Here is a 14,477-nt window from a genome sequence, read left to right as displayed (position 1 = left end):
TTCTGATTTTTAGAAATAATGTTTTAAAAAAAATAATAGTTCTTTTCGTTTTAAATTGAAGTAGATCTTCGGGATTTCTACGAATGTGACAAAAGTCATTTTTTAAATTTTCTTAAAAGTTGTAATTTTAGACAATTCAAAAAAACTTTAAATATGAAAAGTACTATAGCCAAAGCATTATTCAACAGTCATTCGTATGCCGAATATCGAAAAATAGTTACCGATCTGCTATTAGAAGGGAAATCAACCGGTAATGAGCAATCTGAAAGCTTAACCAATTACAGCAAGCTGAATGAAGCCAGAATGAACCGACTGGAGAAAACCATGAAAGTTTCCGATGAGGTAGCTTCCGAATTAGAAAATTTAAAACATAACTATATCTGGCTGGTGATTTCTGAAGGCTGGTGCGGTGATGCGGCACAAATACTTCCTATTATTAATAAAATGGCTTTGGCCTCTCATAAAAAGATCGACCTCCGAATTGTTTTTCGCGATGAAAATGAAGCACTAATGAATCAGTATCTCACGAACGGCGGAAGAGCAATTCCAAAAGTAATTGTGATTTGTAAAGAAACCGGAATTGCACGTGCTGACTGGGGACCAAGACCAAAAGGAGCTAGTGAATTAATGACCAACTATAAAAAAGAATTTGGTGTAATTGATGAAAAAATCAAAACTGATTTGCAATTGTGGTATTTGGCTGATAAAGGACTAAGTACTCAGAACGAGCTTATGGAAATAATGCGTTTACTCGAAATTCGGGAGTAATGAAAAGGTATGAGCCAACCGGATATGTCTATCTGGAGCATTTTTTCTCTGAAGAGGAACTTGTCGATATTGAAGAGAAACTGATTAAATTTCATGAACTTTGGTTACTTGACAATGCAGCGCATTATGAAAATGGAATTTTAAACAGTCACAGTCTTACTTCTGGAGAATATTTCAATGGAGAAGAAAAAATAGCTCTTTTTGAATTTATTTCTCAGGACAAATTTGCAGAATTGCTGAGTGAAATTTTTCCGAAGACTCCTGTCTTTTTGAACACACAACTTTTCTTTGATCCAAAAAATGCAGATCAGAAAAATTATTGGCATCGCGATATTCAATATACCGGAATGGCAACCGAAGATCAAGAGAAAGCAATTAAAACTCAGAATGTGGTGCATTTCAGGATTCCGATGAAAAGCGAACACGGGATCGAACTGATCTCAAAAACGCATAGGGAATGGGATTTGCCAAAAGAGTTTGATGTTCGGAATGCTTTGAACGGCTGTCAGCAAAGCGATGCTTTAGAACGGGGAAAAATTATAAAATTGAATCGGGGAGATCTATTGATTTTTTCTGCCAATATGATTCATCGCGGAATTTATGGAAATGATCGATTTTCTTTAGATATCATTTTCTGTGATAATATTCCCGAGATGAAAAGCTTTATAGACAGGGATAATTTGCCATCGGCGAAAATACTTGAAGGACTTAAAAATAAAGCGTTTTTTGATCTTTTGTAGATTCATGCAATTGTGGGAATAGTAAAATATGCGATTGTGGTTGTTAAGAAATAAATCGCTAAAACCCCTTATTTTTCGGGTAATCTGTTGCAAATAAGAATTTTAGTAATAAAAAATATATTAAAATATTTTGTGTGGATTTTAATTTTTGTATCTTGCGAGAGTAATCCCACTTCTATTATTCATTTTCTTATTTACTCTTTTTATTGGTGTTTATTTAATGTTTAACAATTAAAAAATACACTATCATGAAAAAGTTATTCGAAAGATTTTACGATTTTGTTTCGGGCTTGTTGTTTGGAGGGAAGAATGTATCTCATTACTAACTTCAAAAAACGAGAGCTTATGAAATAGAACTACTTTGCAAGAAGTTGGCACATTACTATGGGTATTCATGATGTAATGTGCTTTTTTTGTTTTTAACCCTATCGAATTGAGGTGTCAAATTGAGAAGTAGCAAAGAGATAAAATACATACTCTTTCTTTTTTATTATAAAGAACGATAAGGATGTCGACGAGATCCTTTTGTTGTACCTAAAAACTTTTATCATTTTAAAAATCACTTGTTGTAAAAGATCTAACATACAACCAATTATCGTTAAGATATAAAAGGTTTGAATCCCGTTGCTCTGAAAGAGCTTTGACAACAGCATGGTGCGAGCATCATGAATAATGATGATGAATGTTTAAACCCTGTATTACTTAGTGGTTTTAAAATCGATTAAAAAGGGCTTCAATCTTGTTCCGTTTTGTTTTCTGAAACTGTCTGAAATTAGAATTTGATAATGATGATCGGGTTCTAAATCAGCTTTGATAGTCCACGATTTCATATCCGAAGACCAGATTCGTTCTGTGTTTATTTTTGGAAAAAAGCTTTCGCCGAGAGGGCCAAAGTCTACGCCTGTACTGCGCCCGTTTAGTGGTTCCGAAAACGTAATGGTAATTTCGATTGGTCCTGGTTTTACCTTTTGATTGCCATTTTTAAATGCTGACAAAGAGACAACAGTTGGTCTTTGTTTTTCGTAATTCTGATGCAATTGTTTCAGGCTTTGGTTGAATAGTTTTGTACCATCTACAATGCGTGCAACCTCTTTTTCATTGTGATAATCCAGTTCAATAAGTGTTTTGATTGCCTTTGTTTTGTCTTTGGCTGAATTGTAATAACGTTCGCAAATTTCATAACCAATATAATAGCCCAAATCTCTAGCTTTTAAGCTGTTTTTGTTTTCACCCCAGATCCAATTGTAATTGTTGCTTCTAAGGTATAAGTCCGTAATAAACTGATCGATTACTTTTTGTTGATTGCTTTTTCCGAATTCAATTGCAGGAGTATTGGGCTTTTTTCCGGTTACTTTACAGGAAATAAATTCGGCCACACCTTCATACAGACACATCGAAAGTAAATTTTCTACCAGTTCTTTTTGCTGTGTATGTACGTACTCATGTGTGCAGAGTAGTGCGATGTTTTTTCTAGGATTGTATTCTTTGTAAAAAGACTGTCTCCACACGGGCAGTTCGTCAACAATAGTGGTTTCGTCTGCAAGGCTCATTTCACTCCCGATTAAAATTCGATCATCTTGAATCGTTCCATTTGTTCTGAAAGCTCCAATCGAAAAATAAAGAGTCGACGGCTTTAAATCGGGATAAGCTTGTTTTAGTTTATTGATGTCGGCATCAATTTCCGGATAAAGCTCGTTGGCGTTTAAAGTATTTGATTTTAAAGAATTCCAGAATTTGGGATACTTGTTTATCGCATTTATAAAATCTTTAGAGGTGTAATTGCGAACTTCAATTAAGCTCTTTAAGCCTGGACTGGCTTTGTCGATGTATAGTTCTTGTAAAAGTGAGTATTGTTTTACGCTGTCTTTTTCAATGGTGATTTTGCTGTAGGCATCCCAGAAATTATCAATATCGACGGAAATAATTTTTTGATTGCCGGTTTGACTATAGGAGGATATCGCAAAGACAAACAGTAAGAGCAAAAGGTGGTTTTTCATTTTTTGGGTATTTTAATCTCCGCCTAAAATACAAAAAAAATGAAAAGATACAGGTTTGCTAAATGTTTCTAAAAAAGGTTAGGCTTTATTCCGTCTGAAGGCTTTCTTCAAAAAGAGTAATGTCGATTGCGTTTTTTACGTCGTAATCACCGATTTTAGTTCGGCGTAAAACGGTTAAATGAGATCCTGAATTCATTGCTTTTCCAAAATCAAAAGCCAAAGAACGAATGTAGGTTCCTTTGCTGCAAACGACTCTAAAATCGATTTCAGGTAAAGCAATTCGGGTGATTTCGAATTCGTGAATAGTCGTTTTTCTGCTGGCAATTTCTACCGTTTCTCCGGCACGCGCATGCTCATACAAGCGAACGCCGTCTTTTTTGATGGCAGAGAAAATAGGTGGTTTCTGATCGATTTCGCCTAAAAACTGTTTTACTGTTTCGTGAATCAAAGCTTCATCAATATGAGAAGTTGGAAAAGTCTGATCGATTTCGGTTTCTAAATCATAAGATGGAGTGGTGGCTCCAATATAAAAAGTACCCGTATATTCTTTCGCCTGACCCTGCAGCTCCGAAATTCTTTTGGTAAACTTTCCGGTACAAATAAGCAATAACCCTGTTGCCAACGGATCTAAAGTTCCGGCATGGCCAATTTTGAACTTTTTAGGGAGTCCAACTTTGTTAATTAACAGGTATTTTAATTTATTGACAGCTTGAAACGAACTCCATTTTAAAGGTTTGTCAATCAATAAAACCTGTCCGTCTAAATATTCTTCAGGAGTCATTATATAATCGTAAGTGGATGAATGAAAAAGTGAATCAGCAGGAGAATAATTCCGGCGATGATTCGGTAGTAACCAAAAACTTTGAAACCGTTTTTAGTCAAAAATCCAATAAAGGATTTGATGGCAAGAAGCGCTACAATAAAAGCAACGACATTTCCAATCACTAATAGGTTAATCTGATCGTGAGACAGTTCGAATCCGGCTTTGTAATAATCGTAACATTTCTTTACCGTGGCACCCAACATTGTCGGAACGGCTAAAAAGAAAGAGAATTCCGCTGCTGTAGTGCGGGATAATTTTTGAGACATTCCACCCACAATACTGGCTCCGCTTCTTGAAACTCCCGGAATCATGGCAATACATTGGAATAAACCAATTTTAAAAGCTTGTAAATAGGTAATTTCCGAAGAACTTTCGGTAGCATTTGGATTGTTAAACCATTCGTCAACCTTTAGTAAAATTAATCCTCCTATTAAAAGAGAAATGGCAACTGTGACAGGGTTTTCTAATAAGCCATCGATAAAATCACTTAGCAATAAACCTAATACGACAGCCGGAATAAAGGCAACCAAAAGTTTAAAATAAAAGTCAAGTGTTTGAAAGAAACGTTTGAAATACAAAACAATTACAGAAAGTATTGCACCAAGCTGGATGACAATCGTAAAAAGTTTGGTGAAATCTTCGTGAGCAATTCCAAAAAAGGAAGAGGCAATAATCATGTGACCTGTTGAAGAAACGGGTAAGAACTCGGTGATTCCTTCAATAATAGCAAGAACGATAGCTTGTAATGTATTCATTTATGAGATTGTTAGAATTTTAGAATCCTTAGACTTCTTAGATTTTATAAAAGATTATCAAAATAATCTAAAGGTCTAAGAAGTCTAAGGGGGCTAAATAAAGTCTATTTAGATTTTTTGAAAATAGAGTAAATAGTAATTCCAAAGCCGATTAAAACGGTTGTTGGTGCCAGACGAATGCGTCGGAAATTGAAAACATCTTCATTAAAAACATTCGGATCATTACTTCCTCCGCCAGACATTAAGATAAAACCTAAAGCGATAACTCCAATTCCGATTAATAGAATTTTGTAGTTGATTCCGTCAAAAAGGAATTCTTGTTTTGGTGCCTGTTCTTCTTTATTGTTGTTTTTCATTTTATTTTTTTTGTGCCGCTGAGCGTAGCCAAGGCTTTTTAAAAATTTGCAATCTAAAATCTATAATCTGCGATCTAAAATTAATATAGATCGTCGGTTCTTAAATTCAGGAAACGTTGTGTTGCAAAGTGAGTACTTACCCATGTAATCAAAACTCCTAATCCGAATACGGCTACTAATACCAATCCAATTAAGGCTTTGTCTTCTATAATGCCTAAGCCCGGGAAATTGGTTTCTACATAAAGTAAAAGTCCAACTAAAGCGATAATGGCTAAACCGGCACCCAACATTCCCAGTTTTACACTGCGCATTACAAAAGGCTTACGAATAAACGATTTGGTTGCCCCAACCATTTGCATGGTTTTAATGATAAAACGATTAGAGTGAATGGATAAACGCAAGGAGCTGTTGATTAATAAAACTGCAATTACCGCAAGGAAACCGCTAATAATCAAAATCCACATACTTACTTTTTTGATGTTGTCATTTACCAGATTCACCAATTGTTTGTCGTAAACAATGTCTTCAATCATGGTATTTTGACGCAGTTTGCTTTCTATTTTAAGGATGCTGTCTCTTTCAACATAATCCGCTTTTAAGTGAATGTCATAAGAGTTCAACAATGGGTTTTCTCCCAGAAAAGTCAGGAAATCTTCTCCAATAATGTCAGTGTGTTCCTTTGCCGCTTTCTCTTTTGTTACATAAACGAATGATTTTGCAAAAGGAGCTCTTTTTAAATCGGTATTGAAAGCTTTTATCACACTATCATTGGCTTCGTTTTTAAAGAAAACCGTCATCGCGATTTTTTCTTTAAAATCATTAGCCAGTTTTCTAGAGTTGATAATGAATAATCCCAATACTCCTAAAAGGAATAAAACCAGAAATACACTTAATACAACCGAAAAATAAGAGGAAATTAACCTGCGCTTTTGAAATTTATCAAAGTTAGAACTCATAGTTTGCTTAAATTATGGGGTAAAAATAATAAAGAATTTCTTTAAATGAAGTTAATAACGTTCAAAGTTTTAACTTTCGTACAATAAATGTAAATTTGCGGACTTAATAATTCAGTACAACAAAACTTAGCAACTAGGTTACCTGGTAACTCAGCAACTCAAAGAAATGAAATACAATCCAAACGAAATCGAAACGAAATGGCAGAAGTATTGGGCAGAAAACCAAACTTTTGCGGCGAAAAACAATTCTGAAAAACCTAAACATTATGTGTTAGACATGTTTCCTTATCCTTCAGGAGCGGGATTACACGTAGGGCATCCGCTGGGTTACATAGCTTCAGATGTATATTCCCGTTTCAAAAGACATCAGGGATTCAATGTTTTGCACCCAATGGGTTATGATAGTTTTGGATTACCTGCAGAACAGTATGCGATTCAAACAGGACAGCGTCCTGAAGATACAACACGTGTTAATATTGACGGGGGAGTAGACAAAGAAGGAAAGCAAATTGCAGGATATAGAAAGCAGTTGGATAAAATTGGCTTTTCATTTGATTGGAGCCGTGAAGTGCGAACTTCAAATCCGGATTATTACAAGCATACACAATGGATTTTTATCCAGTTGTTTAATTCATGGTACAACAAGAATGCTGATAAAGCAGAAGATATAACCACTTTAATTGCTCTTTTTGAAAAAGAAGGAAATGCAACTGTAAATGCGGTTTCTGATGATAACATCGAAGCTTTTTCGGCTGAGGAATGGAAGGCTTTTTCGGCGGACAAACAAGAGAAAATTCTTTTGCAGTACAGATTGACTTATTTGGCAGAAACCGAAGTAAACTGGTGTCCTGGTTTGGGAACTGTTTTGGCCAATGACGAAATCGTAAACGGAGTATCAGAACGTGGAGGTTATCCGGTGATTCGTAAAAAAATGACTCAGTGGAGCATGCGCATTTCGGCTTATGCGGAGCGTTTGCTACAAGGTTTAAACGAGATCGACTGGAGCGAATCTATAAAAGAATCACAAAGAAACTGGATTGGAAAATCGGTAGGCGCAATGGTTACTTTTAAACTGAAAAATCACGATGAAGTAATTGACGTTTTCACAACCCGCCCTGATACCATCTTTGGAGTTACTTTTATGACTTTGGCACCTGAGCATGATTTGGTGGCTAAAATTACAAGTCTCGAGCAAAAAGAAGCGGTTGAGGCATATATTGAAAAAACAGCAAAACGTTCAGAGCGCGAGCGTATGGCCGATGTAAAAACAATATCGGGCGTATTTACCGGTGCTTATACAGAACATCCGTTTACAAAAGAACCAATTCCGGTTTGGATTGGCGATTATGTTTTGGCAGGTTACGGAACAGGTGCTGTAATGGCGGTTCCTTGCGGAGACGAAAGAGATTATGCTTTTGCAAATTTCTTTAAAGGTCAAAACGGAATGCAGGAGATCAAAAATATTTTTGCAAACGTTGATATTTCAGAAGCGGCATACGGTTCAAAAGACAATGTGGAGATCGCTAATTCTGATTTCTTAAACGGATTAAATTATAAAAAAGCCACTCAGGTCGCTATCGCCGAGTTGGAAAAAATAGGGCAAGGTGTCGGAAAAACCAATTATCGTTTGCGTGATGCAGTTTTCTCCCGTCAGCGTTATTGGGGAGAGCCTTTCCCGGTTTATTATGTAAATGGTTTGCCAAAGATGATCGAGGCGCAGCATTTGCCAATCATTTTGCCTGAGGTAGAAAAGTATTTACCAACCGAAGACGGTTTGCCTCCATTAGGAAATGCAGCGGTTTGGGCTTGGGATACAAAAAACAATAAAGTTGTTAATACTGACTTAGTAGATCATGCAATGATTTTTCCTTTAGAATTGAATACCATGCCGGGTTGGGCAGGAAGTTCATGGTACTGGATGCGTTATATGGATGCGCACAACGAAAACGAGTTTGCAGGCAAAGAAGCGCTAGCCTATTGGGAAAGTGTTGATTTGTATATTGGAGGAAGCGAACATGCCACCGGACATTTATTGTACTCCCGTTTCTGGAACAAATTCTTAAAAGACAAAGGTTTTGCTCCAACCGAAGAGCCATTCAAAAAGCTGATCAATCAGGGAATGATTTTGGGAACGACTGCCTATGTTTACAGATTGGAAGGAACGAATACTTTTGTGTCTAAAAATAAAATTGGAGATCAAAATGTACAGCCATTACGTGTAGATGTAAATTTTGTAAATTCTTCAGATGAATTAGATATCGAAAAATTCAAAGCCTGGAGAGAAGATTTTAATACTGCAGCATTTATTCTTGATGAAAACGGAAAATATATCGTTGGACGTGAAGTGGAGAAAATGTCGAAATCGTATTATAATGTAGTAACTCCGGATGATATTTGTAACGAATACGGAGCCGATACCCTGCGTCTGTACGAAATGTTTTTAGGGCCATTAGAACAAGCTAAACCTTGGAATACTGCCGGAATCTCTGGAGTTTTTGGTTTCTTGAAAAAGTTATGGAGATTGTATTTTGATGAAAACAATGGCTTAATCGTTAACAATGACGAACCAACAAAAGACAACTTAAAATCGTTGCACAAAACCATTAAAAAAGTAGCTGAAGACATCGAGAGTTTTTCTTTCAATACTTCTGTTTCTCAGTTTATGATTTGTGTAAACGAATTGTCTGCTCAAAATTGCCATTCAAGAGCCATTTTAGAACCGTTAGCCATTTTAGTTTCGCCTTATGCACCGCATATTGCTGAGGAATTATGGTTACAGTTAGGAAATACAACTTCGATTTCAGAAGTTTCTTTCCCGGTTTTTGAAGCAAAGCATCTGGTAGAAACGAGCAAAGAATACCCGGTTTCTTTCAACGGGAAAATGCGTTTCACTATCGAATTGCCTTTAGATTTAACCAAAGAGCAGATTGAAGAAATTGTCATGAAGGACGAAAGAACTTTACGTCAGTTAGATGGGAAAACACCAAATAAAGTGATTATTGTTCCTGGTAAAATTATTAACCTTGTAGGGTAATAATTTTAAGTTTCAATATTTTAAAATTCCAAATTCCAACTTTTGTTGGGGTTTGGAATTTTTTTTGCACTTATTTTTCAGCCACGAATTGCACAAATTTGCAAGTTTTTTTGCATTTAGTTTGTCATTTCGACCGAAGAGAGAAATCACACCAGTTAATCGACAAAGATTATCGACTTAGTTTGCGGAGTTTCTTGTGTGATTTCTCGTTCCTCGAAATGACAAGTTTGCGGAGTTTCTTGCGTTATTTACTTCGTCAATCGCTATCGCTCAAGTCTCCTTCGTCGAAAGGATGAAAAAGTCAAGTGTGAATGTTTTTTTTTGAAACAGCTCCAGCGGAGCAAAATATTTATAGCAAATGTAATTTTCCGGTATCAAGAAGCTCCGGCGGAGCGGAACGTAAATATTTGAGGCAGTCCCGTTTTATAGTTTTTTTGTATGGACCGGAATTGATATTGACGTGTGAGAAGATATTTTTTTTATCCAAAAACAATAATTGTTTGTGGAGTATCTGAGCCCTTGTAAATATTGGGGTTTAGGCCTATAGATAAAGGTTAAAATTTGGAATTTGTAGATTAAATTTTATTTTTTTTAAAACGATTTGTAACATTTTGAAACTTCTCGTATCCAAAAGGCGAATTTAACTAATAAACCATTTAACAACTTAAATCTATTAAAAATGAAAAAGTATATCATCTTAGTTATCGCCTTATTATTTTCAGCTGTATGTTTAAATGTATTTGCACAAACAAAAGCCTATCCGTTTGAAGTTCTTAAAACCGGAAAAGGAAAACAAGCTATCCTCTTCATTCCCGGATTTGCTTCTTCAGGAGATGTGTGGAAGGATACCAGAGTTAATTTTGAAAAAGACTTCACCTGTTATACACTTACAATGGCAGGTTTTGCCGGTGTAAAACCACAACCTAATGCCTCTTTTAAAAACTGGGAAACCGAAATTGCCAGCTTTATTAAAACAAATAAAATTGAAAAACCAATTATAATTGGTCATAGTATGGGTGGAGGATTTGCATTGGCTTTAGCAGCAGATTATCCGGAATTGGTTGGTAAAATTGTGGTAGTGGATGCGCTTCCGTGTATGGCAGCTTTGATGGATCCTGCTTTCAAAGCAAAAGAAAATAACGACTGTTCGTCAATGGTGAATCAAATGACGACAATGACAGATACTCAGTTTCAGGACATGCAGAAAAAAACAATGCCACGTCTTGTTCAGGATGCTTCAAAAATAGATATAATTGTAGACTGGAGCGTGAAATCAGACCGAAAAACATTTGCTGAAATGTATTGTGATTTTTCTAATACCGATTTGAGAGAAAAAATTTCGAATGTAAAATGTCCATCATTAATTTTACTGGAGTCATATTTTGTAAATTTAAAACCTGCTATTGAAGGGCAGTATCAGAATTTAAAGAGTGCCAATTTTCAATATGCTGCTAAAGGACTACATTTTATCATGTATGATGATACAGCATGGTATTTAAATCAGGTGAGTAATTTCGTAAAATCATAATAATGGAATTTGAAGTTATCTATAAAAAATATTGGGATAGAATTTTCAGGCTTTGCATGGGTTTTGTAAACGACTATGATATCGCACAGGATCTGGCTCAGGAGACTTTTGTTATTGTGTGGCAAAAATTGGATACTTTTAGAAGTGAGTCGGGTATTGGTACTTGGATTTTTAGGATAGCCTCTAATAACTGTTTGCGGCAAATTGAAAAAGACAAACGTTTTCTTAAATCAGATCTTCCGGTTAATTTGCAAGAAGAAAAACAACAATCGTTAGAGCCACAAATCCAGTTTTTGTACAAGTGTATTGCTGAATTACCGGAAACGGAACGTATTATTATTTCGCTCGAACTTGAAGAGGTTAAGCAGGCTGAAATTGCCAAAATCGTAGGGCTTTCAGAAGCGAATACAAGAGTGAAAATTCACAGGATAAAGGAAAAACTGACTCAAAAATTTAAAGAAAATGGACGACAATAACAATATAGACTTTAAAGGTTTATGGAAAAAACAAACCGTAAGTCAGCCCGACATGAAGGATTTGCTGCTGAGACTGAAACAATTTAAAGCTGCTGGTTTACGTCAATTGTGGATCACCAATATACTGCTCCTGGCAACCACTGCTTTTATTGTTTTTATTTGGTACTATTATCAACCGGAATTCATTTCGACCAAAATAGGAATCGTACTCGTGATTTTGGCTATGATTATGTATGTAAGTGTTTACAATAGATTGTTGGCGGGTTATAAAAATATTGATGCGACACAATCCAATCAGGACTACCTGCAGCGATTGATTTTAATTCGAAAAAAACAGCAATACCTGCAGTCTACAGTTCTGAACTTGTACTTTGTTTTGCTGGGTGTTGGAATTTGCTTGTACATGTATGAATATGCTTTGAGAATGACTTTCGTTTATGCAGGATTAACTTATGGGGTGACATTGCTTTGGATAGGAGTGAACTGGTTTTATATTCGTCCGAAACAAATTAAAAAACAACAGGAAAAAATAAACAGCCTGATCGACAAGTTTGATGAGGTTAACAAACAACTGGAGTTATAAAAAAAAGCTAGTGATGTTTATGAAAATATTACAGTAATGTCCTGACTTTAAATGTCAAAATGACATTTTTTGAATTTGGTTCAGAATTTGCGGTTTGTTTTGTAAATTTAATAATCAATCAAAAAAAAATAAAGATATGGGAAGTGGATATTTAATTCTTGCCGGAGCAATTATGTTGTTCAGCTGGTTAGTGAGTTCAAGACTCAAGAGTAAATTTGAGTTGTATTCTAAACTGCAATTGAGAAACGGAATGAGTGGTGCCGAAATCGCCGAGAAAATGCTGGCTGATAATGGTATTAGAGATGTTCGCGTCATTTCGACACCGGGTCAGTTGACCGATCATTATAATCCTGCAGATAAAACAGTCAATTTAAGTGAGGCGGTTTACAACCAGCGCAATGCCGCCGCAGCTGCAGTAGCTGCACACGAATGTGGGCACGCAGTGCAACATGCTGTGGGGTATGAGTGGCTTACGATGCGTTCTAAATTGGTGCCAATTGTTAGCGTAGCGTCCAATTATGTGCAGTGGATTTTGTTAGCCGGAATTTTGATGATCAGAACCTTTCCAGGGCTATTGCTGATTGGAATTATTATTTTTGCAGCAACCACATTGTTTACAATTATTACCTTGCCGGTAGAGTATGACGCAAGTAACAGAGCGCTAGCCTGGTTAGAAAACAAGCAGATGTTGACGCAACAGGAACAGGCTGGAGCTAAGGATGCCTTAAAATGGGCTGCCAGAACTTATGTTGTGGCTGCAATAGGATCGATTGCAACGTTGTTGTACTATATCTCAATTTATTCCGGAAGCAGAAGGAATTAATGAGATAATTTGTTAATGAGATAATTTTTAATCGAAACAAGACCCGACAGGTTTTAAAAACCTGTCGGGTCTAATTGTTTATAAGGGTAGAAGAATTATATTAAAATATTTAAACCGTAAGAAAAATTATCTCATTACCGCATTAGGATCTCTAAAGCTGAATTTGTCTGTCAATCTGCTGATCCAGCGAAATAAAGGTTTCTGTTCTTGAAACGCCTTCTATTGCCTGAATTTTAGTGTTTAAAAGCTGCATTAGGTGTTCGTTGTCGCGACAGATGATTTTGATTAATACCGACCAGTTTCCTGTGGTGTAGTGGCATTCTAAGACTTCGGGGATTTTCTTTAAATCTTTCACGGCTTCGGAGTTTCTGGAGGCTTTGTCCAGATAAACACCAACAAATGCCATGGTGTTGTATCCTAATACTTTTGGGTTGACAGTGAATTTAGAGCCTGAAATAACCCCCGACTGTTCTAATTTTTTTAAACGTTGATGAATTGCTGCTCCTGAAATGCCTATTTTATTGGCAATTTGTAAAATGGGTTTTCGGGCATCATCCATTAAGTAGCGTAGGATTTCTTTATCGATGCCGTCGATTTCAATTATAAGGGAGTTGATTTTCATTGGAGTTGTGATTTGAAACTAAACTTGGTTATTTGGTTTTAGTTGTAAATCAAATGTACTCATAATGATTTGAAAAATAAAATTCCAATTTTTGAAATTCCAATTTCCAAATGGAAGTTGAAAATGGTGTACGTTTTTCTTTGTCAAAGTTTTAAGACTTTGATAAAGATTAGGGAAGGGCTTTGTTTAAAAAGAAAAATTCCAAATTTCAACCCTAGAGTTGGAATTTGGAATTTAAATATTATTATTTCCTTAAAGGTTTATTTTCCTTTATTTGCTTCACTAATGTATTTCTCTAAAGCCATGGTCATTGAAGGCGTCTCAGGAGTTGGAGCAAGAATGTCGATTCTTAAGCCATGATCAAGCGCTTCTTTTTGAGTTGTGCTTCCAAAAACAGCAATTCTGGTATCGTTTTGTTTAAAATCAGGGAAGTTTTTAAACAATGATTTGATTCCGGTTGGGCTAAAAAAGGCCAGAACATCATAGTAAACATCTGCTAAATCAGATAGGTCACTCATGACTGTTTTGTAAAAAACAGCTTGTGCCCAGTCTACTTTTAGATTGTTTAAAGTTATAGGTGCATCAGCATTCAGTTGATCAGATGCTGGCAACAGGAATTTTTCGTCTTTATACTTTTTGATAAGAGGAGATAAATCTGCAAAATCTTTTGCTCCTACGTAAATCTTACGCTTTCTATACACAACATACTTTTGCAGGTAAAATGCAACAGCTTCAGATTGGCAGAAATATTTCAATCCTTCAGGAACTTTATAACGCATTTCATCTGCTACTCTAAAAAAATGATCTACCGCATTACGGCTCGTCAAAATGATTGCAGTATAGTGATTAAGATCGATTTTTTGTAATCGTATCTCTTTTGCATTAACCCCTTCCACATGAATAAATGGTCTGAAATCAATTTTTATTTTGTGTTTTTGTTGGAGCTCAAAGTAAGGAGAATTTTCCACTTTAGGTTCAGGCTGTGACACCAAAATTGTTTTCACTTTCATATTATA

General features: G+C 35.8%; 14 protein-coding genes. 7 read left to right on the top strand and 7 right to left on the bottom strand.

What is annotated here, in order from left to right:
- Positions 1 to 153 precede the first annotated feature (153 nt).
- Both FLA105534_RS10040 and FLA105534_RS10035 read left to right on the top strand, forming a co-directional pair.
- Positions 154 to 768 carry a thioredoxin family protein gene (locus tag FLA105534_RS10040; RefSeq protein ID WP_173965990.1) on the top strand — a complete coding sequence of 205 codons (615 nt, stop codon included), beginning with the start codon at positions 154 to 156 and terminating at the stop codon, positions 766 to 768.
- Positions 768 to 1,508, top strand: coding sequence for a phytanoyl-CoA dioxygenase family protein (locus FLA105534_RS10035; RefSeq protein WP_173965989.1), 741 nt, complete (start codon positions 768 to 770; stop codon positions 1,506 to 1,508). The genes FLA105534_RS10040 and FLA105534_RS10035 overlap by 1 nt, the downstream gene beginning before the upstream one ends.
- 698 nt (positions 1,509 to 2,206) lie before the next feature.
- Here the strand turns inward: FLA105534_RS10035 and FLA105534_RS10030 are convergent.
- From FLA105534_RS10030 to FLA105534_RS10010, 5 genes are all read right to left on the bottom strand, one after another.
- Complete coding sequence (locus tag FLA105534_RS10030; RefSeq protein ID WP_173965988.1) at positions 2,207 to 3,505, bottom strand: gliding motility protein GldB-related protein; 1,299 nt, start codon at positions 3,503 to 3,505, stop codon at positions 2,207 to 2,209.
- 85 nt (positions 3,506 to 3,590) lie between these two features.
- Entirely contained in the window at positions 3,591 to 4,286 is a 696-nt protein-coding gene (gene truB / locus FLA105534_RS10025; RefSeq protein ID WP_173965987.1) for a tRNA pseudouridine(55) synthase TruB, read from the bottom strand.
- Complete coding sequence (locus FLA105534_RS10020; protein ID WP_173965986.1) at positions 4,286 to 5,083, bottom strand: undecaprenyl-diphosphate phosphatase; 798 nt, start codon at positions 5,081 to 5,083, stop codon at positions 4,286 to 4,288. Before FLA105534_RS10020 ends, truB begins: the two co-directional genes overlap by 1 nt.
- A 104-nt stretch (positions 5,084 to 5,187) precedes the next feature.
- Positions 5,188 to 5,439, bottom strand: coding sequence for a DUF3098 domain-containing protein (locus tag FLA105534_RS10015; RefSeq protein WP_173965985.1), 252 nt, complete (start codon positions 5,437 to 5,439; stop codon positions 5,188 to 5,190).
- Positions 5,440 to 5,519: 80 nt separating this feature from the next.
- Positions 5,520 to 6,395 carry a cell division protein FtsX gene (locus FLA105534_RS10010; RefSeq protein ID WP_173965984.1) on the bottom strand — a complete coding sequence of 292 codons (876 nt, stop codon included), beginning with the start codon at positions 6,393 to 6,395 and terminating at the stop codon, positions 5,520 to 5,522.
- Positions 6,396 to 6,561: 166 nt separating this feature from the next.
- Between FLA105534_RS10010 and leuS the strand changes: the two genes are divergently transcribed.
- The 5 genes from leuS to FLA105534_RS09985 all read left to right on the top strand — a co-directional run bounded on the left by leuS (position 6,562) and on the right by FLA105534_RS09985 (position 12,839).
- On the top strand, positions 6,562 to 9,429 hold the full coding sequence (leuS, locus tag FLA105534_RS10005; protein WP_173965983.1) for a leucine--tRNA ligase: 2,868 nt from the start codon (positions 6,562 to 6,564) through the stop codon (positions 9,427 to 9,429).
- Between the two features lie 679 nt (positions 9,430 to 10,108).
- Complete coding sequence (locus tag FLA105534_RS10000; protein WP_173965982.1) at positions 10,109 to 10,957, top strand: alpha/beta fold hydrolase; 849 nt, start codon at positions 10,109 to 10,111, stop codon at positions 10,955 to 10,957.
- A 2-nt stretch (positions 10,958 to 10,959) separates the two neighbouring features.
- Positions 10,960 to 11,433, top strand: a complete 474-nt coding sequence (locus FLA105534_RS09995; protein ID WP_173965981.1) for an RNA polymerase sigma factor — start codon at positions 10,960 to 10,962, stop codon at positions 11,431 to 11,433.
- Complete coding sequence (locus tag FLA105534_RS09990) at positions 11,420 to 12,016, top strand: hypothetical protein (protein ID WP_173965980.1); 597 nt, start codon at positions 11,420 to 11,422, stop codon at positions 12,014 to 12,016. The genes FLA105534_RS09995 and FLA105534_RS09990 overlap by 14 nt, the downstream gene beginning before the upstream one ends.
- A 136-nt stretch (positions 12,017 to 12,152) precedes the next feature.
- Entirely contained in the window at positions 12,153 to 12,839 is a 687-nt protein-coding gene (locus FLA105534_RS09985) for a zinc metallopeptidase (RefSeq protein ID WP_173965979.1), read from the top strand.
- 151 nt (positions 12,840 to 12,990) lie between these two features.
- On the opposite strand, the gene FLA105534_RS09980 is transcribed toward FLA105534_RS09985, so the two are convergent.
- Positions 12,991 to 13,461 carry an Lrp/AsnC family transcriptional regulator gene (locus FLA105534_RS09980; RefSeq protein ID WP_017496220.1) on the bottom strand — a complete coding sequence of 157 codons (471 nt, stop codon included), beginning with the start codon at positions 13,459 to 13,461 and terminating at the stop codon, positions 12,991 to 12,993.
- 260 nt (positions 13,462 to 13,721) lie between these two features.
- Complete coding sequence (locus FLA105534_RS09975) at positions 13,722 to 14,471, bottom strand: uroporphyrinogen-III synthase (protein WP_173965978.1); 750 nt, start codon at positions 14,469 to 14,471, stop codon at positions 13,722 to 13,724.
- Between the last annotated feature and the right edge of the window lie 6 nt (positions 14,472 to 14,477).

It is taken from the genome of Flavobacterium collinsii, assembly GCF_902804485.1.
In the GTDB taxonomy this organism is placed as follows: Bacteria; Bacteroidota; Bacteroidia; order Flavobacteriales; family Flavobacteriaceae; genus Flavobacterium; species Flavobacterium collinsii.
This window is presented reverse-complemented; position numbering and strand designations above follow the sequence as displayed.